Source organism: Nocardia sp. NPDC056000 (genome assembly GCF_042269265.1).
Lineage (GTDB): Bacteria > Actinomycetota > Actinomycetes > Mycobacteriales > Mycobacteriaceae > Nocardia.
In genome coordinates this window covers 208078-231558 of the sequence record NZ_JBHJXS010000008.1, presented here as the reverse complement: position 1 = coordinate 231558, position 23481 = coordinate 208078, and the positions used below count along the sequence as shown (strand labels likewise).

The 23481-nt window shown below is 64.8% G+C and carries 22 protein-coding genes and 4 tRNA genes; 2 read left to right on the top strand and 24 right to left on the bottom strand.

Going from position 1 to position 23481, the window contains the following annotated elements; all coding sequences use genetic code 11:
• Positions 1–52 precede the first annotated feature (52 nt).
• From ACFC4D_RS24455 to rplJ, 14 genes are all read right to left on the bottom strand, one after another.
• Positions 53–3538, bottom strand: a complete 3486-nt coding sequence (locus ACFC4D_RS24455) for a DNA-directed RNA polymerase subunit beta (RefSeq protein ID WP_375964423.1) — start codon at positions 3536–3538, stop codon at positions 53–55.
• Between the two features lie 605 nt (positions 3539–4143).
• Entirely contained in the window at positions 4144–4905 is a 762-nt protein-coding gene (locus ACFC4D_RS24450) for a hypothetical protein (RefSeq protein ID WP_376066785.1), read from the bottom strand.
• Between the two features lie 12 nt (positions 4906–4917).
• Positions 4918–5928: a hypothetical protein gene (locus ACFC4D_RS24445; RefSeq protein ID WP_376066784.1), complete on the bottom strand. Its 1011-nt coding sequence runs from the start codon at positions 5926–5928 to the stop codon at positions 4918–4920.
• A gap of 138 nt (positions 5929–6066) precedes the next feature.
• Positions 6067–7329: an MlaD family protein gene (locus ACFC4D_RS24440; protein WP_376066781.1), complete on the bottom strand. Its 1263-nt coding sequence runs from the start codon at positions 7327–7329 to the stop codon at positions 6067–6069.
• Positions 7326–8588 carry an MCE family protein gene (locus ACFC4D_RS24435; protein WP_376066778.1) on the bottom strand — a complete coding sequence of 421 codons (1263 nt, stop codon included), beginning with the start codon at positions 8586–8588 and terminating at the stop codon, positions 7326–7328. Before ACFC4D_RS24435 ends, ACFC4D_RS24440 begins: the two co-directional genes overlap by 4 nt.
• Positions 8585–9844, bottom strand: coding sequence for an MCE family protein (locus ACFC4D_RS24430; protein WP_364642803.1), 1260 nt, complete (start codon positions 9842–9844; stop codon positions 8585–8587). The genes ACFC4D_RS24435 and ACFC4D_RS24430 overlap by 4 nt, the downstream gene beginning before the upstream one ends.
• A 2-nt stretch (positions 9845–9846) precedes the next feature.
• The gene (locus tag ACFC4D_RS24425; protein WP_376066776.1) at positions 9847–10854 is read right to left on the bottom strand and encodes an MCE family protein; all 1008 of its coding nucleotides are present in this window, start codon (positions 10852–10854) and stop codon (positions 9847–9849) included.
• The gene (locus ACFC4D_RS24420) at positions 10854–11942 is read right to left on the bottom strand and encodes an MCE family protein (RefSeq protein ID WP_375964407.1); all 1089 of its coding nucleotides are present in this window, start codon (positions 11940–11942) and stop codon (positions 10854–10856) included. Before ACFC4D_RS24420 ends, ACFC4D_RS24425 begins: the two co-directional genes overlap by 1 nt.
• Positions 11939–13294 carry an MCE family protein gene (locus ACFC4D_RS24415; RefSeq protein ID WP_376066775.1) on the bottom strand — a complete coding sequence of 452 codons (1356 nt, stop codon included), beginning with the start codon at positions 13292–13294 and terminating at the stop codon, positions 11939–11941. The genes ACFC4D_RS24420 and ACFC4D_RS24415 overlap by 4 nt, the downstream gene beginning before the upstream one ends.
• Entirely contained in the window at positions 13291–14157 is an 867-nt protein-coding gene (locus ACFC4D_RS24410) for an MlaE family ABC transporter permease (protein WP_375964403.1), read from the bottom strand. Before ACFC4D_RS24410 ends, ACFC4D_RS24415 begins: the two co-directional genes overlap by 4 nt.
• A 3-nt stretch (positions 14158–14160) precedes the next feature.
• A complete protein-coding gene (locus ACFC4D_RS24405; RefSeq protein WP_364642997.1) occupies positions 14161–14868 on the bottom strand; it encodes an ABC transporter permease in 708 nt (235 codons plus the stop codon).
• A gap of 97 nt (positions 14869–14965) precedes the next feature.
• On the bottom strand, positions 14966–16024 hold the full coding sequence (locus tag ACFC4D_RS24400) for an ABC transporter ATP-binding protein (RefSeq protein WP_364642811.1): 1059 nt from the start codon (positions 16022–16024) through the stop codon (positions 14966–14968).
• A gap of 272 nt (positions 16025–16296) precedes the next feature.
• Positions 16297–16674: a 50S ribosomal protein L7/L12 gene (rplL, locus tag ACFC4D_RS24395; RefSeq protein WP_364642813.1), complete on the bottom strand. Its 378-nt coding sequence runs from the start codon at positions 16672–16674 to the stop codon at positions 16297–16299.
• 63 nt (positions 16675–16737) lie between these two features.
• On the bottom strand, positions 16738–17304 hold the full coding sequence (rplJ, locus tag ACFC4D_RS24390) for a 50S ribosomal protein L10 (protein WP_364642815.1): 567 nt from the start codon (positions 17302–17304) through the stop codon (positions 16738–16740).
• A 370-nt stretch (positions 17305–17674) separates the two neighbouring features.
• On the opposite strand from rplJ, the gene ACFC4D_RS24385 reads away from it, so the two are divergent.
• Positions 17675–17941 (top strand): hypothetical protein, encoded by a 267-nt coding sequence (locus tag ACFC4D_RS24385; protein WP_376066774.1) that lies wholly within the window; start codon positions 17675–17677, stop codon positions 17939–17941.
• A gap of 77 nt (positions 17942–18018) precedes the next feature.
• Here the strand turns inward: ACFC4D_RS24385 and rplA are convergent, their stop codons facing one another.
• The 10 genes from rplA to ACFC4D_RS24335 all read right to left on the bottom strand — a co-directional run bounded on the left by rplA (position 18019) and on the right by ACFC4D_RS24335 (position 22848).
• The gene (rplA, locus tag ACFC4D_RS24380; protein ID WP_364642819.1) at positions 18019–18729 is read right to left on the bottom strand and encodes a 50S ribosomal protein L1; all 711 of its coding nucleotides are present in this window, start codon (positions 18727–18729) and stop codon (positions 18019–18021) included.
• A 79-nt stretch (positions 18730–18808) separates the two neighbouring features.
• The gene (gene rplK / locus ACFC4D_RS24375; RefSeq protein ID WP_364642821.1) at positions 18809–19243 is read right to left on the bottom strand and encodes a 50S ribosomal protein L11; all 435 of its coding nucleotides are present in this window, start codon (positions 19241–19243) and stop codon (positions 18809–18811) included.
• Between the two features lie 41 nt (positions 19244–19284).
• Positions 19285–20064, bottom strand: a complete 780-nt coding sequence (gene nusG / locus ACFC4D_RS24370) for a transcription termination/antitermination protein NusG (protein WP_375964396.1) — start codon at positions 20062–20064, stop codon at positions 19285–19287.
• A gap of 113 nt (positions 20065–20177) precedes the next feature.
• A complete protein-coding gene (gene secE, locus ACFC4D_RS24365) occupies positions 20178–20552 on the bottom strand; it encodes a preprotein translocase subunit SecE (protein WP_375964394.1) in 375 nt (124 codons plus the stop codon).
• A gap of 31 nt (positions 20553–20583) precedes the next feature.
• A tRNA-Trp gene (locus tag ACFC4D_RS24360) sits at positions 20584–20656 on the bottom strand.
• Between the two features lie 174 nt (positions 20657–20830).
• A complete protein-coding gene (locus tag ACFC4D_RS24355) occupies positions 20831–21838 on the bottom strand; it encodes a fused (3R)-hydroxyacyl-ACP dehydratase subunits HadA/HadB (protein WP_375966355.1) in 1008 nt (335 codons plus the stop codon).
• 257 nt (positions 21839–22095) lie between these two features.
• The gene (rpmG, locus tag ACFC4D_RS24350; RefSeq protein WP_029925945.1) at positions 22096–22266 is read right to left on the bottom strand and encodes a 50S ribosomal protein L33; all 171 of its coding nucleotides are present in this window, start codon (positions 22264–22266) and stop codon (positions 22096–22098) included.
• A gap of 46 nt (positions 22267–22312) precedes the next feature.
• Positions 22313–22385, bottom strand: a tRNA-Met gene (locus ACFC4D_RS24345).
• Between the two features lie 73 nt (positions 22386–22458).
• A tRNA-Thr gene (locus tag ACFC4D_RS24340) sits at positions 22459–22531 on the bottom strand.
• A gap of 234 nt (positions 22532–22765) precedes the next feature.
• Positions 22766–22848, bottom strand: a tRNA-Tyr gene (locus ACFC4D_RS24335).
• Positions 22849–22987: 139 nt separating this feature from the next.
• On the opposite strand from ACFC4D_RS24335, the gene ACFC4D_RS24330 reads away from it, so the two are divergent.
• The gene (locus tag ACFC4D_RS24330; RefSeq protein ID WP_364642827.1) at positions 22988–23479 is read left to right on the top strand and encodes a YajQ family cyclic di-GMP-binding protein; all 492 of its coding nucleotides are present in this window, start codon (positions 22988–22990) and stop codon (positions 23477–23479) included.
• Positions 23480–23481 lie beyond the last annotated feature (2 nt).

Genomic DNA, 23481 nt, shown 5'->3' with positions numbered 1-23481 from the left:
GCCTGGGAGCGCTTTTCGCAATGCGCTCAAAGCGCTCCCAGACCGATCGCTCTTACTGCGCCAGGTCGTCGACCGTCGCAGCCTCGTTGCGGGACAGGTTGATGCCCAGGTTCGCCGCGGCGCGCTCCAGGTCCTCGTCATCGCCATCGCGCATTTCGATCGCGGCGCCGTCCGAGGACAGCACCTCGACGTTCAGGCACAGCGACTGGAGTTCCTTGAGCAGAACCTTGAACGACTCCGGAATACCCGGCTCCGGGATGTTCTCGCCCTTGACGATCGCCTCGTAAACCTTCACGCGGCCAACGACATCGTCGGACTTGATGGTGAGCAGTTCCTGCAGGGTGTAGGCGGCGCCGTACGCCTGCATCGCCCAGCACTCCATTTCACCGAAGCGCTGACCACCGAACTGGGCCTTACCACCGAGGGGCTGCTGCGTGATCATCGAGTACGGACCCGTCGAACGCGCGTGGATCTTGTCATCCACCAGGTGGTGCAGCTTCAGGATGTACATGTAGCCGACCGAGACCGGGTACGGGAACGGCTCGCCGGAGCGGCCGTCGAGCAGTACAGCCTTACCGTTGTCGTCGATCATCTTCTCGCCGTCGCGGTTCGGCAGAGTCGAACCGAGCAGGCCGGTCAGCTCTTCCTCGCGCGCACCGTCGAATACCGGGGTGGCGATATTGGTGTCGGCGGGCTGGCCGATCATCTCCTCCGGCAGGCGCTTGGCCCACTCGGGAGAGCCGTCGACCTGCCAGCCGGTCTTGGCGATGTAACCCAGATGGGTTTCCAGCACCTGACCGATGTTCATACGACGCGGCACACCGTGCGTGTTCAGGATGATGTCGACCGGGGTGCCGTCCGGGAGGAACGGCATATCTTCCTGCGGGAGGATCTTGCCGATGACACCCTTGTTGCCGTGGCGACCGGCGAGCTTGTCGCCGTCCTGGATCTTGCGCTTCTGTGCAACGTAGACGCGGACCAGTTCATTCACGCCGGGGGGCAGATCGTCGTCGTCGTCACGCGAGAACACGCGGACGCCGATGACCTTGCCGGACTCACCGTGCGGCACCTTGAGCGAGGTATCGCGAACTTCGCGAGCCTTCTCACCGAAGATGGCGCGCAGCAGGCGCTCTTCCGGGGTCAGCTCGGTCTCGCCCTTGGGGGTGACCTTGCCGACCAGGATGTCGCCGTCGCGAACCTCGGCGCCGATGCGGACGATGCCGCGCTCGTCGAGATCCGCGAGGACCTCGTCGGAGACGTTCGGGATATCCCGGGTGATCTCCTCGGCACCGAGCTTGGTGTCGCGAGCGTCGATCTCGTGCTCCTCGATGTGAATCGAGGTGAGCACGTCATCCTCCACGAGGCGCTGCGACAGGATGATCGCGTCCTCGTAGTTGTGGCCTTCCCACGGCATGATCGCCACGAGCAGGTTCTTGCCGAGCGCCATCTCACCGTTCTCGGTGCAGGGGCCGTCGGCGAGCACATGCCCGGCCTCCACGCGCATACCCTCGTCCACGATCGGACGCTGGTTGGCGCAGGTGCCCTGGTTGGAGCGCTCGAACTTGCGCATGCGGTACGAGCGGCGGGTGCCGTCGTCATGCATGACGGTGATGAAGTCGGCCGAAACCTCTTCCACCACACCGGCTTTGGCGTTCACGACGACATCGCCGGCGTCGACGGCGGCGCGCAGCTCCATACCGGTGCCGACCAGCGGCGACTCGGAACGGATCAGCGGCACGGCCTGACGCTGCATGTTCGCGCCCATCAGGGCACGGTTGGCGTCGTCATGCTCGAGGAACGGAATCATGGCGGTCGCGACCGACACCATCTGGCGCGGCGAGACGTCCATGTAGTCGACCTCTTGCGCGCCGACGTATTCCATTTCCTCGTTGCCGTGGCGGGCGAGGACGCGGGCCTCGAGGAAGTTGCCGTCCAAGTCGACCGGCGAGTTCGCCTGGGCGCGGATGTGGCGGTCTTCCTCATCAGCGGTGAGGTACTTGACCTCATCGGTGACGCGGCCGTTCTCGACCTTGCGGTACGGGGTCTCGATGAAACCGAACGGGTTGACCCGCGCGTACACCGACAGCGAACCGATCAGGCCGATGTTCGGGCCTTCCGGGGTCTCGATCGGGCACATGCGGCCGTAGTGCGACGGGTGGACGTCACGGACTTCCAGGCCGGCGCGCTCACGGGACAGACCACCCGGGCCAAGAGCCGACAGGCGGCGCTTGTGGGTCAGACCCGAGAGCGGGTTGTTCTGGTCCATGAACTGCGACAGCTGGGAGGTTCCGAAGAACTCCTTGATCGCGGCCACGACGGGACGGATGTTGATCAGGGTCTGCGGCGTGATCGCCTCGACGTCCTGGGTCGTCATCCGCTCGCGCACGACGCGTTCCATACGCGAGAGGCCGACGCGGATCTGGTTCTGGATCAGCTCGCCGACGGTACGCAGACGACGGTTACCGAAGTGGTCGATGTCATCGACGTCGACCGGGACCTCGGAGCCGCCGGGAGCGGTCATCATGCGATCGCCCTGGTGCAGACGGACCAGGTATTCGATCGTCGCGACGATGTCTTCCTTGGTCAGCGTCGAACCGGTGACGGGCTTGTCCAGGTTCAGGCCGAGCTTCTTGTTGATCTTGTAGCGACCGACGCGCGCCAGGTCGTAGCGCTTCTCCTTGAAGAACAGGTTCTCCAGCAGGGTCTGCGCGGACTCCTTGGTCGGCGGCTCGCCCGGACGCAGCTTGCGGTAGATATCCAGCAGCGCCTCGTCCTGACCCGGAGTGCTGTCCTTCTCCAGGGTGGACATCATGATCTCGGAGAAGCCGAAGCGCTCCACGATCTCTTCGGTGGTCAGGCCCAGCGCCTTGAGCAGCACGGTGACCGGCTGCCGGCGCTTGCGGTCGATACGCACGCCGACGGTGTCGCGCTTGTCGACATCGAATTCCAGCCACGCGCCACGGGACGGGATGACGCGCACGGAGTGCAGCGTCTTCTCGGTGGACTTGTCGATGGAATCGTCGAAGTACACGCCCGGCGAACGGACCAGCTGCGAAACGACAACACGCTCGGTGCCATTGATGATGAACGTGCCCTTGTCGGTCATCATCGGGAAATCACCCATGAAGACCGTCTGAGACTTGATCTCACCGGTGTTGTTGTTGATGAACTCCGCGGTCACGAAGAGCGGCGCCGCGTAGGTCATGTCCTTGTCCTTGCACTCCTCGATGGAGGCCTTGACCTCTTCGAAGCGCGGGTCGGAGAAGGACAGCGACATGGAACCGGAGAAGTCCTCGATCGGCGAGAGCTCCTCGAGCACCTCCTCGAGCCCGCCGAAGGGGTTGACGTCGCCTCGGGCGACTGCCTTTTCCCGCCAAGTCGGTGCACCGACCAGCCAGGCGAACGAATCGGTTTGTAGATCGAGAAGACCCGGAACCTCGAGGGGCTCACGAATCTTCGCGAAAGACACCCGCTTCGGGGCTCCGGGAATACCGGCCTTGGTCTGGGTGGAGACTGCCAAGATGCGTCCTTCCAGCACCTCACGCGCGTCGCGTGGTGGTCCGCGACCGTCGCTTGTCTGCTACGAATTCCGCTGGTGACGACCCAACCGAAACCGAGGCAGCAAACAGCGGAAGTAACACCGGAAGGTGGAACTTTCGTCGATGCGATCAAGGTATGGACAGGAGGCAGCCAGCGCAACGTCCAAAACTACACCCAAACCTACGGGGGTGTCAAAGTACCACCCGTGGCGAGCCCCGGAGGGCTAACGCGCCGAAGCGTGTCGCGGTGGTGACCACACCGCATCGCTGCGAAGTGAAGACCACGTCGGCGGTGCCACACCCCGGTGCCGACCGGGCTCGGTGTCCGCTGGCTGCGTTCCTCGAGGCCCTCGTCGGCGTCTTGTCCCCTGTGACAGCCGCCGCTGTTGTGAATAGCGTGACGGGTCGGACGAAACTCGTCAAGTGGCGCGAGAAGTTGACAAACCGCGAGATCCCCTGCCCCAGTACAAGATCACCCGGCTACGTCGCGCAATGGGCCCGGAAACGGCGCGACGGCCCCCGGAAATCGGGGGCCGTCGCCGGGTATGTCATGTCCGGTCACCGGATACCGCCGCTCACCGGCGCGTTCGCCGGGGCAGGGCGGTCAGCGGTCGGCGATCTCCGCCGCGAGCCATTTACCGCCGACCTTCTGCATGCGCAGCACGATCGGGCCCGCGGCCAGGGGCTGCGGTTTGCCGTCCTTGATGGCGGCGATATTCAGGTTGACCAGCAGTTCCGCGTGGTCGCCGGTGAGAAGGGTCACCCCGATCGGGTCGGCGGTGGCCTTGGTATCGGTCTGGGTCTGCTTGATGGCGTCGATACCGGTGTCCAGGAGCTTGTCCTTGTCGAACTCCTCGAGCATCTTGCCGGTCATCACCCCGCGGGCGGTATCGCGGAACTTGTCGATGTCCTTGGCGTTGTAGCCGTAGATCGTGGTGAGGGCGTTGCGGGCGGCCGCCTTCACCTCATCGGTCGAGGAGTTGTCGACATAGGCCCGGTTGCCGTCGTCCACACCCGGTTTCAGGGCCCCCACGACGGCCAGGGCGGCCAGTAGGACCGCCGCGGTACCGCAGATGATCGCGAGCCGCCAGTTGCGCCAGAAATCGCCAGGACGGGCAGGGGGGCGCTGTGCGGGCGCGGACTGGTTCTTCGACAGGCCGGGGCCGCGCTGGGACGCTCCGGGGCGGCCGGTGGCACGGGTGGCGCCACCCTGCGCGGAAGTGATCGCGCCGCGGCCGGAACCCGTTGCGCCGCGCGATGATTCGGTCTTCTGGACGTCGGCTGCGGTGGTGCGGTTACCGCTGCCGCGCTGGGCGGCGGGGCGGCGCTTGGAGCTGACGCGATTGACGGGGCGTCGATTGGCCATGATCGCGGTCTCCTAGTTACCCGGTTGCGGGGCGGGCGGGGTGGTCGGGTCGGCCGGGGCCTGCTGGGCGGGGGCGCTGCCGCCGACCGAGACCGGATCGGCCACCGCCTCGACCTGATCGGCCTTCCAGACCCCGTCCTTCAGGACGACGTCCACCGACCAGGTGTAGCGCAGGCGGCCGGTGGGCTTACCGGCCCCGGATTCGGTCACCTCCAGCACGACCAGCGCACCGGCCTGATCCCGCTCCGAGTTGAGCTCGGTGATAGCCCCGCCCACCACCTTGGAGGTGGTGTTGACATTGGAATCGGCGGCGGTCTTCTTGATCTGCGCCTCGTTCTTGGTGGAGGCGTCCAGCAGATCGCCGGTCATCGAGGAGCGGGCCAGCGCCAGCGATCCGTCGATGTCGTTCAGGTTCATCGAGGTGATGTTGATGGCGGCCTGCTGCGCGGCCGCCAGCGCGGCATCGCGGGCGTCGCCGCGCGGCTTGTCCCGCAGCAGCCCGCCCACGATCCAGGTGCCGCCGAACCAGGCCGCGGCGACGGCCGCGACGGCCAGCAGTGCGATGGACGCGAGGGTGATCACCCGGCGCGGGGTACTCGCCTCGGCCGCAGCCGAATTCGCTGCCGAAGCTCCGGATTCCTTTGCGGCGGAGGCGGTTTCACTCTTGCCAGCACCCTTGCCGCGGGCGGCTCCGGCACCGGGCGCATCGCCGGACTCGCCGAGCGGAACCGCGTCCGCATCGGGCGTGGCCCGGTCCGCGGCGGCCGCCGAATCCGCGGCGGCATCCGCCGCATCGGCAGGGGCGTCGGCTGCCTCGGTGGCAGCGCCGGAGTCACCGTCGTCGGCGATATCGGCGGCTGCGGCCTTGCCGAGGGCGACGGTGGCATCGCCCCCCGCCGCGTCGACGGGGGCGTCCGCGGGCGCGGAGCCAGCTGGGGAGTTCGGCTCCAGGGTCGGTCCGGCCGGGGTCCCGATCGGGTCGCCGGGGCGTTCCCCCTGGTTGCTGTCCTTTTGCTGGCTCACGCCGCCACCATACTTTCCTCTCCGCGCCGAACCACGTCGGCTATGCGCATTTCCACGCCTGAGGCGTGCGCCATCGGGGTAGATGGCACACGCCGGGGTACTGACGGCGGACGCGCGGCCGGATTACGGCGCGGCGCGTCACCGCTTGGTGGTCACGCCCATGAGCGTGGCCAACTGATTGGCGACCGGGTTCAGGTTGAGCTTCTCCGGGTCGTACTTGGGCTTGTCATCCCACGGCTGCGGGACGCTGGGGTCGGCCGTCTCGGCGTGCGCGCCGCCGCGGACGGCGGTCTCACTGCCTTGCGGGACAGCGCATTTCGCCTCGGTATTGAAGGGAAAATCGTCGCGCGAATCGTCGAAGTTCGGGTTCTGCGCCTTCATCTGGTCGATGATGGCCTGGGTGCCCTCGTAGCCGACGGTGCAGGCGGGCGGGTTATTGGTTTCCAGCACCAGGCCGAAGTGGGTGGTGCCGTCACCGGGGGCCGTGGCCGACGCGCCGATGGACAGCAGCGGCAGCATCTGCAGCACCGGGCCGAGTGCGTAGAACTTGGGCGAGATGGTGAGCAGCAGCGTGCGCAGGTTGGTCAGGTCCTGGGTCAGGGCCGGGCCGGATTCCTGGATCAGCTTCTGCAATTGCGCGCCCGCGCTGGTGCTGGTGCCGATGAGCCGGCGGATATCCGGATCACTGGAGCGCAGCTGCGCGGAGAGCTTGTCCAGCCCGTCGCTGAAATTGCGGATGGCCGGGCCCTGCTCGGACTGGGTGGCGAGCACGCCGCGCGCGTCCCGGATCAGGGCCAGGGTCTGCGGCAGCGAGTCCACGCCGGTGGCGGTGAACTTGTTGAGCGATTCGACCAGCACCTTGAGGTCATTGCCCTTGCCGTCGAAGGCTTTACCCAGTTCGGTGACCGCGGTGCTGAGCGCCGCGAGGTCGGTGGTCTGGGCGAAATGGTCGACGCTGGAGAGCAGTTCCTCGACCCGGATGGGCAGCACCGCGCCGGTGATGACCGAACCGTCCTTCAGGTACGGCGCACCGTTGTTGGTGGGCTGCAGATCCACGTACTGCTCACCGATGGCGGAGCGGTCCGCGATGACGGCCTTCGCGCTCAGCGGGACCTTCGGCTTACCGGAGTCCATTTCCAGCGTGATGATGACGCCGTCCGGCGTGATGTCGAGATCGCCGACCCGGCCGACCGGCACACCGCGGTAGGTGACCTCCGCGCCCTTGGACAGGTTGCCCGTGCCCGCGGGCTGCTCGGGGGTGTTGTTGATCTGCAGCGTGACCTTGTACAGCCCGAAGCCGAGCATATTGTTCAACCGCACGTACTTGGCGCCCACGAAGGTGACGCCGAGTACCGCGATGATCACGAACAGGATCAGCTGGTTGCGTACCAGACGGCTCATCGCGGACCACCCACTCCCAGCTGGTCGAGAATCGATCCCAGCGGATCGAACGGTCCGGGGGCCCCGGTCGGGCGGGCCACGGTGGGCGGCAGCGGCAGCAGTGAGACGGTGGGCCAGCCACCGCGCGGTCCGTTGCCGTTGTAGTACGGGTTGCTCGGATCGACGTTGACCTGACGGCCGTTGGGCGGCAGGTATGTCGGATCCGGTTTGCCCACACCGAGATTCGACAGCAGGGTGCCGACCTCGAGGTCCACCGACAGCCAGGTGTTGACCTGACCGCCGAACGCGGACTTGATCGCCTCGTCCGGGAACGGATAGGTCGGGATGAGCGGGAACGCGGTCACCAGATCGCCCGCCGACTTGCCGAGCTCCTGCAGCGTGGGCCGCAGCGAGCTCAGGTCGGTGATCAGGTTCTCCTTGGAGTGATCCAGCACGTCGAATCCGGCCTGGCCCACCCGATCCAGCTGGGTGAGCAGCTGAATCAGTTGCGGCCGTTGCTCCTCGAGAATCTTGATGCCCTGCGGCAACTCGTCGAGGATCTTGCCGATCTGCTCGGTCTGCTGACCGACCCGGCTGCCGAGGGTGTTGAGCCCGTCCAGTGCGCGGGTGATGTCGTCGACCTGCTGATTCAACCCGTTGATGAGGGTGTTGGCCTGTTCCAGCAGCGAGCGCACCTTGGCGTCGCGGCCGTCCAGGGCCTTGTTCAGCTCGACCACGATGGGCTGCAACTGGGCCACGCCGCCGCCGTTGAGCAGCAGTGAGAGCGCGCCCAGCACCTGCTCCACCTCGGTGGCGGTGCGGGTGTTCTCGACCTTGATGGTGGAACCGTCCTTCAACCGCGCCTGATCGGGATCGTTTGCGGGAGCGGACAATTCGACGAACTTCTCGCCGAGCAGATTGGACTGGCGCACCTCGGCCCGCGCATTGGCGGGCAGGTTCACCGATTTGTTCACCACGGCCTTGATGCTGGCGGTCCAGCCGTCCGGCGCGAGTTCGATCTTGTCGACCCGGCCGACGGCGACGCCGTCCACTTTCACCGTCGACTGCGGGACCAGATCCAGCACATCGGAGAAGCGGATATCCAGGTGCATGGGGTGATCGCCCACGTCCGCGCCACCGGGCAGCGGCACGCTGAACGCGCCGTTGCCGCAGCCCGCGACCGCGAACGTCGCCGCGCCGAGCGTCGCCGCGAGCGCGACGGTGCTGCGGCGCGCCAGGGCGGCGGTGCGCGCCCGCGCGGGAATGCGCTTGCGGCTCATCGCTGTCCACCTTCCTGCGTCGACGGCGGCTGCTGATCGGACGGCACACCCGGTACGGATCCGGGCACCGTATTGCGCTGAACATTGTCACCGCTGAGGATGCCGAACGGCAGCACCAGCGACGGCGTCTTCACGCCCGCGGTGAGCTGATCGGTGATGATCCCGCAGTTGTCCAGAATCGGCTTGAGCTGACGCGAGATGGCGTCGAACTTGGGATCGCCCGGTCGCAGCTTGCCCAGATCCAGCATCTTGCAGATCACCCCGAACGGGTTCTGCAGATCGGTGAAGTTGGGCCGCATGTCCAGGGTGCCGGTCTCGCCGTTGTGGACGTTGATCAGGTTGCTCAGCGCCGTCGGGATGAGCGGCAGCGCCTTGGCCAGATCGTCGCGCTGATCGGCGAGGGTTTTGGTGAGCGAGGTCAGCGCATCGGCGTTGGACTGCACCAGTTCCCGGTTGTTGTCGATGAACCGGGCCACATCGCCGAGTGCGACGGACAGCAGGCTCAGCGCGTCACCGAGATCGCGGCGCTCATCGGCCAGGAATCCGGCCAGCGACGACAGCTGCGAATTGAAGGTCCGCACCTGCGCGTCGTTATCGGAGAGCATCCGCACGAAGGACTGCAGATTCTTCACCGTATCGAAGATGTCGGTACGCGAATCCGACAGCGTCGCAGCGGCTTTGGACAGCTGCGTGAAGCTGTTGGCGAGCGCGTCGCCATTGCCCGCGAGGTTCTGCGCGGCGGTGCGGGCCAGGTCGTTGACCGCGCCGTCCTTGTTCGCGCCATTGGGGCCGAGGGCATCGGAGAGTTCGGTGATGCTCTTGTACAGCCGGTCCACCTCGACCGGGGTCGCGGTGCGATCCTTCGGGATGGTGGCGTTGCGCCCCATCTTCGGACCGCCCTTGTAGGCGGGCGCGAGCTGGATGTACCGGTCCGAGACCACCGACGGGGTGATCTGGGCGGCCTTGGCGTCGGCGGGCACGTCGTATTTGCGATCGACGTTCAGCACCACCTTGACCTGCTCGCCCTCGGGGGTCACCGAGGCGACCTTGCCGACCGGCACACCGAGAATCCGGACATCCGAACCCTCGTAGATGCCGACCGATTTATCGAAGTACGCGGTGATGGTGGTGGTGTTGAGCTTGTCCAGCCCCCACCACGCCAGACCGGCGGCCAGTACGGCCAGCACCGCCACACCGGCGATGAGCTTGCTCTTGGTACTGGACGCCCGCAGGGCGGTCAGCGGATTGGTCGCCATCGCTAGCCTCCCATCTTTCGGATCGGCGCACGGTCGCCCGGCACATCGGGCAGGGCGGGCGGGATCAGGTTGGTGATCACCGCGTCGAACCAGCGGCCGGTGCCCAGCACGTTCGCGTAGAGACCGTAGAACGGGGCCGCCAGGGTGAGCGTCTTGGAGATGTTCGCCTGGTTCGCGTTCAGCAGATCGATGGTCTTGCGCAGGTTGGTCAGCGCCGGGCCGATCTGCTCCTCGTTATCGTGCACCAGCGCGGTCAGTTCGGCCGCAATGGTTTTCGCACCGGTGAGCAATTGCGCGATGGACTGCTGCCGCATATTCAGCTCGGCGAGCAGCTGCCCGCCATTGCCGATGAGCCGCTCGAATTCCGCATTGCGGTCCGCGAGCACCTGGGTGGTCTTCTTGGTCGCGCCGAACAGCTTCTTGAGCTGGTCATCGCGCTTGGCGATGGTCTCCGAGAGCCGGGCGACGCCGTCGATGGAACCGCGGATATCGGCCGGGGTGCCGGAGAACGCCTCCGAGAGCACCCGGAAGCTCTGCGCCAGCTGATCGGTCTTGGTGTCCTCGATATCGGCGGCGGCATCGCTGAACGCGTCCACCACGTCATAGGGGGAAACCGTGCGGGACAACGGAATCGCCGTGGACGGATCGGCGGGATCCGCGCCCTTGGGATCCAGCGCCAGATACTTCTGCCCGAGCAGCGTCTTGATCTGGATGGACGCGGTGGTCTCATTGCCGATCCAGGCGTCCTGGGTGCGGAAGTCGACCAGCACCTTGTCACCGTCCAGGCGCACATCCTGCACCTGGCCGACCTTGACGCCCGCGATGCGGACCTCATTGCCCTTCTTCAGGCCCGCGGCCTCGGAGAATTCGGCGGTGTATTTGGTGCCGGCGCCCAGGATGGGCAGCTTGTCGAGGCTGAACGCGGACATGGTGACCAACAGCACCAGGACCAGGCCCAGTCCGCCCATGAACGCCGGACTGCGCTTACCGAGCACGACCCGGTCATCCATCAGCGGCCTCCCTTTCCATGGCAGCGGGGAGCCGGATTGGTGTACACCGGCTGATTGACAGTCGGCATATTCGCAATGGCCGGAGGCAGATTCAGCTGCGGCGCGTCGGCCGTACCCGGACCCGCGACGATATCGATACCGCACAGGTAGAACTGGAACCAGGAGCCGTAGCTCGCGGCGCGGCCCAGCTTGTCCATCTTGATCGGCAGATTCGCCAGACCCTCGTTGACCTCGTCGGAACGATCGTTCAGCGTCCCGGTCAACTGGTTCAGGCCCGCGATCGCGCCCTGCAGGTTCGGCCGCACCGGCACCAGCAGATCGGCGGTGGCCGAGGCCAGATTGCCGAGCGAGGTGACCGCGGAGCCGATGGTGCCGCGATCCGCGTTCAATCCGGTGACCAGCGCTTCGGTATTGACGATCAGCTGATCCAGCTGTCCGTCATGCTGATTCACCGCGTCCAGGATCGCGTTGAGGTTCTTGACCACCTCACCGATGACGGCGTCCTTGTCGGCGAGCTTATTGGTCAGCGCGGCGGTATTGGCGACCAGATCGGTGATGGTGCCCTTCTCGCCCTGGAACACCTGAATGATGTTGTAGGACAGCTTGTTCACATCATCCGGGGTGAGCGTCTGGAACAGCGGCCGGAAACCGTTGAACAGCTCGGTCAGATTCAGCGCGGGCTTGGTGTGCTCGAGTGAGATGGTGCCGCCCTTGTTGAGCTTGCGCCCCTGCTCCCCCGCACCCTGCTCCAGCGCGATATAGCGCTGGCCGACCAGGTTCCGGTACTTGATGGTCGCGGTGGTCGAGGCGGGCAGCCAATTGCGGTCCGTCACTTCGAATTCCACGTTCGCCAGCCGCTTGTCGACAATGGCGACCTTGGTCACCTTGCCGACGCGCACACCGGCGATGCGCACCTCGTCACCGGGATTCAGCGAGGTCACATCGGTGAAGCGGGCATTGAACTTGGTGCCGCCGCCACCGTAATTGGCGATGGTCAGCGCCAGCATGCCGGTCGCGAGCACCGTCACCACGATGAAGATGACGAGTTTGGTCAGCGTGCCGCCGAGACCGCGCAGCAGGTCCCTCATCGGATGGTCACCTCGCTGCCGCGGAAGGCCGGGGCCGCGATGCGCGACATCCAGCTGGGCACCTGCTCCGGCGAAACACCGTTGGCCGCACCGTAGATCGTGTTCAGCGTCTGCTGCTCCTGCGGAGATCCGGCGGTGGTCGGCGCGTGCGGGCCGAACACCTTGTACTGCGGCGCGGGCATGAGCCCGATGGCCTGATCACCCGGGGTGCGGCTGGGCGGCTGGTAGGAGCCGTCATTGGCCGAACCGTTGGTGTACTGGCCCGGGTCGACCGTCAGCGGGTACTCCGGAATGCACATGGCGCCACGGGGATCGAACCAGCGCGGCTCATCCTGATTGGGCACATAGCGGCCGCGCGGGTTGACGATCTCCACCGTCACGCGCGAACCGGGCAGATCGGTGCCCTTGCCGAACAGGTCGTCGATGCGCGGCTTCATCTGCGCGAAGTTCTTCAGCGCACAGGTGTAGCCGGGCGAATACTTGGCCAGCGCTTCCAGCGCGGGCCGCGAATCGGCCGCCACATCGATGATGTTGTCGCGGTTGGCCTGCAGGAAGTCCGCCAGATCCGAGGAGCTGGGGGTCAGCGTGGCGAGCAGCTGATCGATCTGCGGCCGCTTCTGGATGATGGTCGCGTTGGTGGTGCGCAGATTGTCCAGCGCGTCCACCAATTGCGGTGCGGCATCGGAATACACCGCGGCCACATCGGCGAAGCTCTTCAAATCCTCTTGCAGCGTCGGCAGTTCGGTATTCACCTGGGTGAAGATGTCGTCCAGGCGATCGATGGTCTTGCCGAGTTCGGTGCCCTGCCCCTGCAGCGCCTGCGAGATCGCGCCGAGCGTGGAGGCCAGGTACTGCGGCGGCAGCGCCTGCAGCAGCGGCAGCAGATGATCGAGCAGCTGGCTCACCTCGATGGCGTGCCCGCTGGTGTCCTGATGCAGGGTCATGCCCTCGGTGATGAATTTGCCGTCCGGCTGCTGCGGCCACACCAATTCGACATAGCGCTCACCGAAGAGCGTCTTGGGCAGCAGGCGCGCGGTGACATTGGCCGGGATCTTGTCGGCCTTGGCCGGATCCAGCGCCAGGTCCAGCTTCACCTGATGGCCGTCATAGGAACTGGAGCGCACCTCGCCGACCGTCACACCGCGGACCTTCACATCCGCGTTGCGGGTCAAGGCGTTTCCGACGGTATCGGTCAGCAGGTTCACCCGGACCGTATCCACGAACTGCTTGTTGTAGATGGCGATGGTGCTCCACAGGAACACCGCGACCACCACGAAGAACAGCACGCCCATGGTGCGCTTGCGCAGCTTCTCGGTCCGTCGCCAGAAAAGCACGCGCTCTGGATTACTCATCCGGCCACCCGCACCGTCGTGGTCGTGCCCCAAATGGCAAGGCTGAGGAAGAAATCGAGCACATTGATCAGCACGATGGCGGCGCGCACCGCACGACCCACCGCGACACCCACGCCCGCCGGGCCGCCACTGGCATTGAAGCCGTAGTAGCAGTGCACCAGGATGATGACGAACGCGAAGACGAGCACCTTCAGGAATGAATAGATGACATCTTCAGGTGGCAGGAACAATTGGAAGTAGTGGTCATAGGAACCACTCGACTGCCCGTTGAAGTAGATGCTGATCAACCGCGACGCCACATACGTGCCGAGCAGGCCGACGATGTAGAGCGGAATCACCGCCATGAAACCGGCGATCACTCGCGTGGTCACCAGGAACGGCACACCGGGCACCGCCATCACCTCGAGCGCGTCGATCTCCTCGGAGATGCGCATGGCGCCCAATTGCGCGGTGAAACCACAACCGACCGTGGCCGAAAGTGCCAGCGCCGCAACGAGGGGCGCGAGTTCACGGGTATTGATGTACCCGGTCAGGAAGCCGGTGAGCACACCGGAACCCAGCGAATCCAGGGCCTTGAAACCCTGCAGGCCGACGACCACACCGACCGACGCCGACATGAAGACGATGACGCCGATGGTGCCGCCGATGACCGCCAGCGCCCCCGAGCCGAAGGTCACCTCGGCCAGCAGCCGCATGACCTCCTTGCGGTAGTGCACCAGCGTCTTCGGGATCGAGGTGACGGCCCGGGTGTAGAACGACATCTGATCGCCCGCGCGATCGACCAGGTTGATGGGCGCTTTGGCGACACCGGAGAACCGGCGCGCCCCCCGCTGAATCGCGTTGGTGCGCTGCGAAACAACCATGGATCACGCGCCCTTGGCCGGGACGACCTGAAGGTAAATCAGGGTCAGCACCAGGTTCAGGAAGAACAGCACCAGGAACGTGATAACCACGGACTGGTTCACGGCGTCACCTACTCCTTTCGGTCCCCCTTTTGGATGCAGACCCTTGTAGGCGGCGATGACGCCGGCCACGAGTCCGAAGATGAGGGCCTTGATCTCGCCGATCCAAAGGTCGGGCAACTGGGCGAGCGCGGAGAACGAAGCCAGGTAGGCGCCGGGCGTACCGCCCTGCAGGCCCACATTGAAGAAATAGCCGCCGCAGATGCCGACGACCGCGACCAAGCCGTTCATGAGCAGCGCGACCAGCATCATGCCGAGCACGCGCGGAACCACCAGGCGCTGAATGGGATCGATGCCCAGCACCTCCATGGCGTCGATCTCCTCGCGAATGGTGCGCGAGCCGAGATCGGCGGCCACGGCGGAGCCGGCGGCACCGGCGATGATCAGGGCGGTGACCACCGGAGCGGCTTGCTGCACGGTTGCGAGCACGCTGGTGGCACCGGTGAATGCTTCTGCGCCGAGCTGCTTGATGAGCGAGCCGGTCTGCAGGGCTACCACTGCGCCGAACGGGATTGCCACCAGGGCGGCGGGAAGAATCGACACACTCGCGATGAACCACGACTGTTCGATGAATTCCCGCCACTGGAAGGGCCGGCGGAAAGTCTTCCGCATAACATCCAATAGGAGCGCGAAGATGTTGCCGGCCTGGGCAAGACCCGACTCGACCGGGGTGCGCAGCCGCGTCAGGGTTTGATTCACGGGCGGTATGTTACCCGTTAGTCAGGTTGTGGCGAACGGTGGCGTCATACCCGCCCGTGTAGGCGGGCATCACCTGTGTGTCGGCGTCCCCGTTCTCCTCCATGGAGTGCCGGATCGCCTCCTGCGCGGCGGGCGGCAGGGTGTGCAGGATCTGACGCACGCGCTCACGGCGACGGCCCACGGCGGCACGCACGGGCATACCCGGCTGCGCCTTCATCTGCGGGATGATGCCCTCGACCTCTTCCGCGCCACCGGCGTGGTGACCGGCGTCGAACATGGCCTGCTCGCGGGCCATCTGCGATTCGTCCTTCTCCTCGGACATACCGATCGGGCCCTGCATGCGGCCGTTCAGGAACTGCTTCACCACCGGCTCGTCCGAGGTCAGCAGCACCTCGCGGGGGCCGAACATGACCAGGTTGCGGCGGAACAGCATGCCGATGTTGTCCGGCACCGAACGCGCCAGGTTGATGTTGTGCGTGACGATCAGGATCGTCGCGTCGATCTGCGCGTTGATATCGATCAACAGCTGCGAAAGATAGGTGGTGCGAACGGGATCCAGACCGGAGTCCGGCTCGTCGACGAGGATGATCTGCGGGTCCAGCACCAGGGCGCGGGCCAGGCCGGCGCGCTTGCGCATACCACCGGAGATCTCGCCCGGGAGCTTGCCTTCGGCGCCGAGCAGACCGGTCAGCTCGAGCTTCTCCATGACGATCTTCTTGATATCGGATTCACTCTTCTTCGTGTGCTCACGAAGCGGGAACGCGACATTGTCGAACAGGTTCATCGAGCCGAAGAGCGCGCCGTCCTGGAACAGAACGCCGAACAACTTACGAATCTCGTAGAGCTCCTTGTTGGAGCAGGTGGTGATATCGGTGCCGTCGATGTAGATGGAACCGCGCTCCGGCCGCAACAGGCCGATCAGCGACTTCAGGAACACCGACTTACCGGTACCGGAGGGGCCGAGCAACGCGCTGACTTCCCCCGACGGCAGCGTCAGTGAGACGTCCTGCCAAATCCGTTGCGAACCGAACGACTTGGTGATGCCTTCGGTCCTGACCTCGACGCCCACGCCAACCTCCACAATTTCTCCGACGAGCGCCCCACTGCGGCGACCCTCACTTGCACTAATTGCACTGATGCATTGCGCGGTGTGGCGCATCACAGTAGGTCCGGTCACTGTATCGCATAAGCCCCGTCTCGGACACCGAGACCTGACCGGTCAGTAACGAAACATTCCGGAGCGGGCAATAACGACGTTATTACGAGGACTGGAATACGCGAAAAGAGCGGTCCCCCAAGGGGAACCGCTCTTTTCAAAGACGTGAGAACGCCTGCCAAGAATTACTTGACGGTGATCTTCGCGCCGGCCTCTTCGAGCTTGGCCTTGGCGGCGTCGGCGGCCTCCTTGTTGACCTTCTCCAGGATGGCCTTCGGGGCGCTCTCGACGAGGTCCTTGGCTTCCTTCAGGCCCAGGCCGGAGACGATCTCGCGAACGACCTTGATGACCTGGATCTTCTTGTCGCCGGCCGACTCGATGACAACATCGAACTCGTCCTGCTCTTCGGCGGCCTCGACCGGGGCAGCGCCACCGGCGGCGGCGACGGCCACGGGGGCAGCCGCGGTGACCTCGAACTTGTCCTCGAACGCCTTCACGAACTCGGAGAGCTCGAGCAGGGTCATGCCGGAGAAGGTTTCGAGCAGCTCGTCAACGTTAGCCATTGATGTTTCCTTTCGGTGGTTCATCCCCGCGCGAGCGGTGACGAATAGGTTTGGGGTGGTGACTTATTCGGCGTCGGCCGCAGGAGCCTCGGCGGCGGGAGCGGCAGCGCCACCCTCGTTCGCCTTCTTCTCCTCGAGCGCCGCGAACAGGCGGGCGAGCTGGTTGCCGGGGGCTGCGAACAGCGCCGCGGCCTTCGACAGGTTGCCCTTCATGGCGCCGGCCAGCTTGGCCAGCAGGACCTCGCGGGACTCCAGGTCGGCGATCCGCTCAACTTCGGCAACGGACAGCGCGACGCCGTCCATGTAGCCGCCCTTGATGATCAGCGCCTTGTTGTCCTTGGCGAAGGCCTTGAGCGCCTTCGCGGCGTCGACCGGCTCACCCTTGATGAAGGTGATGGCGGTCGGACCGACGAACAAGTCATCCAGGCCTTCGACGCCCGCCTCAGCGGCGGCACGCTTGACCAGGGTGTTCTTGGCGACGGAGTAGCTGACATTGCTGCCGAGCGCACGACGCAGCTCGGTGATCTTGCTGACCGACAGGCCACGGTATTCCGTGACGACAGTCGCCGTCGAGCTCTTGAACTGCTCCGTGATCTCCGCTACCGCGGTGACCTTCTCTGCGTTTGCCATACTTCGCCTCCTCTCTGGATGGTCGGTTCGTGATGAACTACCGACTTCCGCCAGGGGCCAGCGATAAAGCAAACGCCCCGCGGACGCAGAGTCCCGGGGCGCATAAGAAACACAAGGCGATTACTCGCAGTGGTTTCCCAACCTCGGCTCTCCCTGCGTGGGCCGCCAGCAGTAACGCTGGACCTTCGACTGCCTCGCGGCAGCAACCAACGGTCTTCGGTAGAACGATTGGGTGGTCATCGAACGGGTCGGTGACCGTGGACCAGCATAGCGGACGTGCATCTATCCGCCAAAACTGGTCCCCTCACAAGCCAGTGAAACTGAGGTATTTCAATTTTCCGGAGCGCGGCTAGGGTTCGACCAACCCAGCATGGAGGTCAACACCATGAGCCAGAAGCTCACCAAAACCCTTGCCGCAGCGACACTTTGCGTCGGCATCGCGGGAATGGCGGCCGCCCCGGCGAACGCCGACGTCGTCCTGCCGCCGAAGGGCACCGGCTCGGCCGGAGTCGACGCCGGTTCCAGCCTGCTCCAAGCCGGATCCACCGCGTTCGTCAATCCGCTGCCCGCGCTGATCGCCAAGTTGCTGTGCGGGGTGAATCCCGGCAGCGCACTCTGCAACCTGCACGATCTCTGAAAAGCGAAGGGCCGGTACAGGTTTCCCTGTACCGGCCCTTAAGGCTTGTGCGTTGCTACGCTCGCCCGTCGAAGAAATCAGTCTTCTTCGGCGAAGTTGCGGGTGCGGTTCGGATCCACCGGGATGCCCGGTCCGGTGTTCGTCGAGAACGTCACCTTCTTGAGGTAGCGGCCCTTCGCGGTGGAGGGCTTGACACGCAGGATCTCGTCGAGGGCGGCGCCGTAGTTCTCCGCCAGCTTCTTGTCGTCGAAGGACGCCTTGCCGATGACGAAGTGCAGGTTGGCCTGCTTGTCGACGCGGAAGTTGATCTTGCCGCCCTTGATGTCGTTGACGGCCTTGGTCACATCGGGGGTGACGGTGCCGGTCTTCGGGTTCGGCATCAGGCCACGCGGGCCCAGCACGCGAGCGATACGACCGACCTTGGCCATCTGATCCGGGGTGGCGATCGCGGCGTCGAAGTCCAGCCAACCGCCCTGGATGCGCTCGATCAGGTCCTCGGCGCCAACGGCGTCCGCACCGGCGGCCTCGGCCTCGGCGGCCTTGTCACCGACGGCGAACACGATGACGCGGGCGGTCTTACCGGTGCCGTGCGGCAGGTTGACGGTGCCGCGGACCATCTGGTCGGCCTTGCGGGGATCGACACCGAGACGGACGGCGACCTCGACGGTCGCGTCGGTCTTCGTGGTGGCGGTCTCCTTCGCGAGCCGCGCGGCGGCCAGCGGTGCGTACAGCGAGTCGCGGTCGACCTTGGCGGCCGCCTCGAGATAAGCCTTGCTTCGTTTTGCCATGTTGTTCTGTCCTGTTCGTAAGTTCAGACGTGGTTTTCGGGCCAGGCGGGCCCTCCCACGGGAGTTGCAGCCGAAAGGGCTACTCCGCGACGGTGATACCCATCGAGCGAGCGGTACCGGCGATGATCTTGGCGGCCTGATCGATATCGTTGGCGTTCAGATCTTCGGCCTTGGTCTTGGCGATCTCACGGATCTGATCCATGGTGACCTGCGCGACCTTGTTGCGGTGCGGCTCGGCGGAGCCCTTCTGCACACCGGCGGCCTTGAGCAGCAGCTGCGAGGCAGGCGGGGTCTTCAGCTTGAAATCGAAAGAACGATCTTCGTAGACCGTGATCTCGACCGGGATGATGTTCCCGCGCTGCGACTCGGTCGCGGCGTTGTAAGCCTTGCAGAACTCCATGATGTTGACGCCGTGCTGACCCAGCGCGGGACCAACGGGCGGAGCCGGATTGGCCGCACCGGCCTTGATCTGGAGCTTGATAAGCCCAGAAACCTTCTTCTTCTTCGGGGGCATCTTTCGTCCTTGGTTAGGTTCTTGCGGTTTGCAAGTGTGTGTCAGATCTTGGCGACCTGAGTGAACGCCAGCTCGACCGGGGTCTCACGGCCGAAGATCGAGACGAGCACCTTGAGCTTCTGCTGCTCGGCATTGATCTCGGAAATGCTGGCCGGAAGGGTGGCGAACGGACCGTCCATGACCGTGACGGACTCGCCGACCTCGAAGTCCACATCGATGGTGGGCTTGATGATCGGGGTCTCGCCCGAGGTCTCGCCGGAGCCGGAAGCGGCTGCCGCGGTGGGCTTCTGCTGCTTGGCGGCCGGGACCAGGAACTTCACCACATCGTCGATGGACAGCGGCGACGGGCGCGAGGTGGCGCCGACGAAACCGGTCACACCGGGGGTATTGCGGACCGCGCCCCAGGACTCGTCGTTCAGCTCCATGCGGACCAGGATGTAACCCGGCAGCACCTTGCGATTGACGTTCTTGCGCTGGCCGTTCTTGATCTCGGTGACCTCTTCGGTCGGAACCTCGACCTGGAAGATGTAGTCCTCGAGACCGAGGTTCTGCACGCGGGTCTCGAGATTGGTCTTCACCTTGTTCTCGTAACCGGCGTAGGAGTGGATCACGTACCAGTCACCGGGGGCGCGGCGCAGCGCGGCCTTCATTTCGGCGACGGGATCGGCGGGTTCGGCATCGACGGGTGCGGCCAGCTCTTCGGCGGTCGGCTCAGCGTCCTCCGTGTCGGCGGGGTCCACGAATTCATCGACGTCGGTGGTCTCCTCCACCAGCTCGTCGACCTGGAATTCGTCGGTTGTGCCGTTCTCCGGGGTGCTCACTGGGGCACTCGCTTCCTTGTCGTCACGTAATCCTGTGCGCGCCGGGGGGTACCCGGCGGATGGCCCCGCGCCCCGCCTCTGCTCGGGGAACGGTTACCGGCGCCGACGGTCAGCTAGCCGAACAGCCAGTTGACACCCTTGATGAACGCCAGATCCAACCCGCTGATGTACGCGATCATGAAGATCACGAACACCAGAACAACGCTCGTATAGGTGACCATCTGCTTGCGGTTCGGCCAGATCACCTTGCGCAGTTCCGCGATTACTTCTTTGAGGAACTTCACCAGGCGCTTGAACGGATTGCCCGTACCGCCACGACCGGCCTTGCCGGACTTCTTGCTTGCCTTCGCCGATGACGTGGGTCGATCGATCGTCGCCACGGTCGTGGCCGACGTATTTCGACGCCGGGCGGACCGCTTGCCGCTCGGACGAGCCACTGCGGCGGTGTCATCGCCATCTTCGTGGCGAGTATCCCGCTCGTCGCTCACGTCGATCCTTCCTCGTCGCTGGCATTAAGGGCAGGGGCGACAGGACTTGAACCTGCAACCTGCGGTTTTGGAGACCGCTGCTCTGCCAATTGAGCTACGCCCCTTCGGTTGGACGCCGATTGCTCAATGTCCGACCACAGTATCTCTTCAGTTGTACAGCAGGGCCCTCACATACATACGCGCCGCTCCTCGGAGCAGCGCGCAGCGGCTGGTGACCCCAGATTGCCGAGTCTACGTTACCTCGCGCGGCAATCGCCAATCGGGGGTCAGCGGTCGAATCAGGCCAATTGGACGGTCGCGGTGGCGCGGCCGAAGATCTTGCGACCCTGTGATTTGGCGACGATGGCGATCACGGCGGTGCGGGTTTCCGGATCGACCGACTTCACCTTGCCGGTGTACTCGATCTCCGCGGCCTGGTCGATGGGCACGTACACCGGACTGGTGAAACGGACGTTGTACTCCTTCACCGCGCCCGGATCGCCGAGCCAGGAGGTGACGAAGCCGCCACCCAGGCCCATGGTCAACATGCCATGCGCCACAACGTTTTCCAGGCCGACGAGCTTGACGACCTCATCGCTCCAGTGGATCGGGTTGGCATCGCCGGAGACGCCGGCGTAGTTCACCAGATCGCCGCGGGTGAGGCGCACCACGCGGGTGGGCAGCGGATCGCCGACGGTCACGTCCTCGAAGCGCAGCGCGTGCTTGCTCGGCACGATCTTGCCCGGCAGCGTGACCGGCACCGGCTGGGGCTGCAGATCCGCGACCGCGAGCGTGCGCGGCTTGTGATCCGGGGTCTCCTCCGGCCCGACGCCGTGCATGAGCACATTGCGCACCGCGTCACCGACATTGGGATCGATATCACCGCCGCTGCGGCCGATCAGGGTGGTGTAGGTGGTGAGCACCAGTTCGTCGTGCTGGTCGACGACGTCGTTCTTGGTGACGATGATGTCGCCGCCGAACGCCTGACGGAACGAGTGCAGGTAGACGATGCAGGTCAACTGGTCGCCGGCCTTGATCGGGCGGTGGAATTCCAGGATCTGATCGGTCTGCATGATCTGGCTCAGGTCGTAGCCGGTGACGATCTGCTCGAAGAGCTTGCGCTGGGCCAGGATTCCGACCAGGGAGATGAAACTGAGCGGGGCGACCAGGCTGTCGTAGCCGTACTCCTGGGCGATGTCCTCGTCCCAGTGCACGGGGTGGTAGTCCTGTACGGCGCGGGCGTATTCACGCACCTTCTCGCGGCCGACCTCGTAGTAGTCCTCCACCCGGTAGTGGTGGCCGACCATGGCGGCGGCGTGCGCGGCGGGATCGAAAACCTCGCTCGGGTCGAGCGCCTCGGAGTTGCCCAATTCGATCTCGATTTCGGTGTTGATTGTCACGGCAGGAAGTCACCTATCTGATCCCGTCACCGGAATCGGCAGAGCGCTGAACCACCGCTATATACACCAAGTGCCGGACCGAGTGCCACTGTCCCCTGGTAGGGAGGACGTAGTGACGAGCCGATCCGGCACTTCTTCCACGCGGTAGAACGCGCGGGGTTAAGTTAGCGAGACTCGCGGTGGGCCCGGTGGGTACCGCAGTTCGGGCAGAACTTCTTGAGCTCGAGACGATCCGGGTCGTTACGCCGGTTCTTCTTGGTGATGTAATTACGGTGCTTGCACTGCTCGCAGGCCAAGGTGATCTTTGGCCGGATATCAGTGGACTTCGCGGCCACGATGCGCCCTCTTTCCGGTAAGCCTGATGTGGTTAATCAGTATGGGTAGCGATGGCCGGACTTGAACCGGCGACACAACGATTATGAGTCGTTTGCTCTACCAACTGAGCTACACCGCCATGCGAGGATTCGCGGCGGCGCGAGCCCGGTCCATCGATCTGGATGCCGAGTGACACCACCGGCAATCCGGCGAGCCCCCTAACGGAATCGAACCGTTGACCTTTTCCTTACCATGGAAACGCTCTGCCGACTGAGCTAAGGGGGCATGTCTGCGTTGCTCCGGTCTTTCGAACCGGGCGCTGAAGACTTGAACGAGGTTACACAACATCTCGCCCACTCTCCAAACCGGCTGGTCATCGGAGGTTTTTACCGCGTTTGGAGTGGGTACTCCTTGGTCAAGGCCGCATGCTGGTCGACAACGGCGTCGACCACACCCGCGACCGAGGGTGAAAAACACGAAACCCCCCGAGACCGGATCCGGTCTCGGGGGGTTTCGCGGTGGCAGATGTAGGATTCGAACCTACGTAGGCTTTCGCCGACGGATTTACAGTCCGCTCCCATTGGCCGCTCGGGCAATCTGCCTGGGTACGCCTTGCAGCGCGGTGACGAGAATACATCGAACACCCGCCCGGAATGCAAACCGGCTGGAAAACGCGGTGCCGGACGGACTACCTTCGGCGGGGCAACCCCCAACTTTCCGATCTCGGACAGGAGCACACGCGTGGCCGATTCGTCGTTCGATGTCGTCAGCAAGGTCGACCGTCAGGAGGTGGACAACGCGCTGAACATCGCGGCCAAAGAGCTGGCCACCCGCTACGACTTCCGCGGCACCGGCGCGAGCATCGAATGGTCGGGCGAGGAGAAGATCATCCTCACCGCCGATTCCGAAGACCGCGTCAAGGCGGCTCTGGATGTGTTCAAGGAGAAGCTGATTCGCCGGGATATCTCCATGAAGGCGTTCGACGCGGGCGATCCGCAGGCGTCGGGCAAGGTGTACAAAATCACAGGCGAGCTCGTGCAGGGCATCACCACCGAGCAGGCCAAGAAGATCACCAAGAAGATCCGCGACGAGGGGCCCAAGGGCGTCAAGGCGCAGATTCAGGGTGAGGAGCTGCGGGTCAGCTCCAAGAGCCGCGATGATCTGCAGGCGGTGCAGTCACTGCTGCGCAACGGCGATTTCGAGGTCGCGCTGCAGTTCGTGAATTACCGCTAGGA

Excerpts from the sequence above, each read along its gene's own strand:
- ACFC4D_RS24425 (WP_376066776.1), bottom strand. The coding sequence starts at position 10,854 with ATGGATGACCGGGTCGTGCTCGGTAAGCGCAGTCCGGCGTTCATGGGC.
- ACFC4D_RS24435 (WP_376066778.1), bottom strand. The coding sequence starts at position 8,588 with ATGAGCCGCAAGCGCATTCCCGCGCGGGCGCGCACCGCCGCCCTGGCG.
- ACFC4D_RS24450 (WP_376066785.1), bottom strand. The coding sequence starts at position 4,905 with ATGGCCAATCGACGCCCCGTCAATCGCGTCAGCTCCAAGCGCCGCCCC.
- rplJ (WP_364642815.1), bottom strand. The coding sequence starts at position 17,304 with ATGGCAAACGCAGAGAAGGTCACCGCGGTAGCGGAGATCACGGAGCAG.
- rplA (WP_364642819.1), bottom strand. The coding sequence starts at position 18,729 with ATGGCAAAACGAAGCAAGGCTTATCTCGAGGCGGCCGCCAAGGTCGAC.
- ACFC4D_RS24405 (WP_364642997.1), bottom strand. The coding sequence starts at position 14,868 with ATGCGGAAGACTTTCCGCCGGCCCTTCCAGTGGCGGGAATTCATCGAA.
- rplL (WP_364642813.1), bottom strand. The coding sequence starts at position 16,674 with ATGGCTAACGTTGACGAGCTGCTCGAAACCTTCTCCGGCATGACCCTG.
- ACFC4D_RS24385 (WP_376066774.1), top strand. The coding sequence starts at position 17,675 with ATGGAGGTCAACACCATGAGCCAGAAGCTCACCAAAACCCTTGCCGCA.
- ACFC4D_RS24355 (WP_375966355.1), bottom strand. The coding sequence starts at position 21,838 with ATGGTCGGCCACCACTACCGGGTGGAGGACTACTACGAGGTCGGCCGC.
- ACFC4D_RS24430 (WP_364642803.1), bottom strand. The coding sequence starts at position 9,844 with ATGGCGACCAATCCGCTGACCGCCCTGCGGGCGTCCAGTACCAAGAGC.
- rplK (WP_364642821.1), bottom strand. The coding sequence starts at position 19,243 with ATGCCCCCGAAGAAGAAGAAGGTTTCTGGGCTTATCAAGCTCCAGATC.
- ACFC4D_RS24415 (WP_376066775.1), bottom strand. The coding sequence starts at position 13,294 with ATGAGTAATCCAGAGCGCGTGCTTTTCTGGCGACGGACCGAGAAGCTG.
- ACFC4D_RS24410 (WP_375964403.1), bottom strand. The coding sequence starts at position 14,157 with ATGGTTGTTTCGCAGCGCACCAACGCGATTCAGCGGGGGGCGCGCCGG.
- ACFC4D_RS24440 (WP_376066781.1), bottom strand. The coding sequence starts at position 7,329 with ATGAGCCGTCTGGTACGCAACCAGCTGATCCTGTTCGTGATCATCGCG.
- ACFC4D_RS24420 (WP_375964407.1), bottom strand. The coding sequence starts at position 11,942 with ATGAGGGACCTGCTGCGCGGTCTCGGCGGCACGCTGACCAAACTCGTC.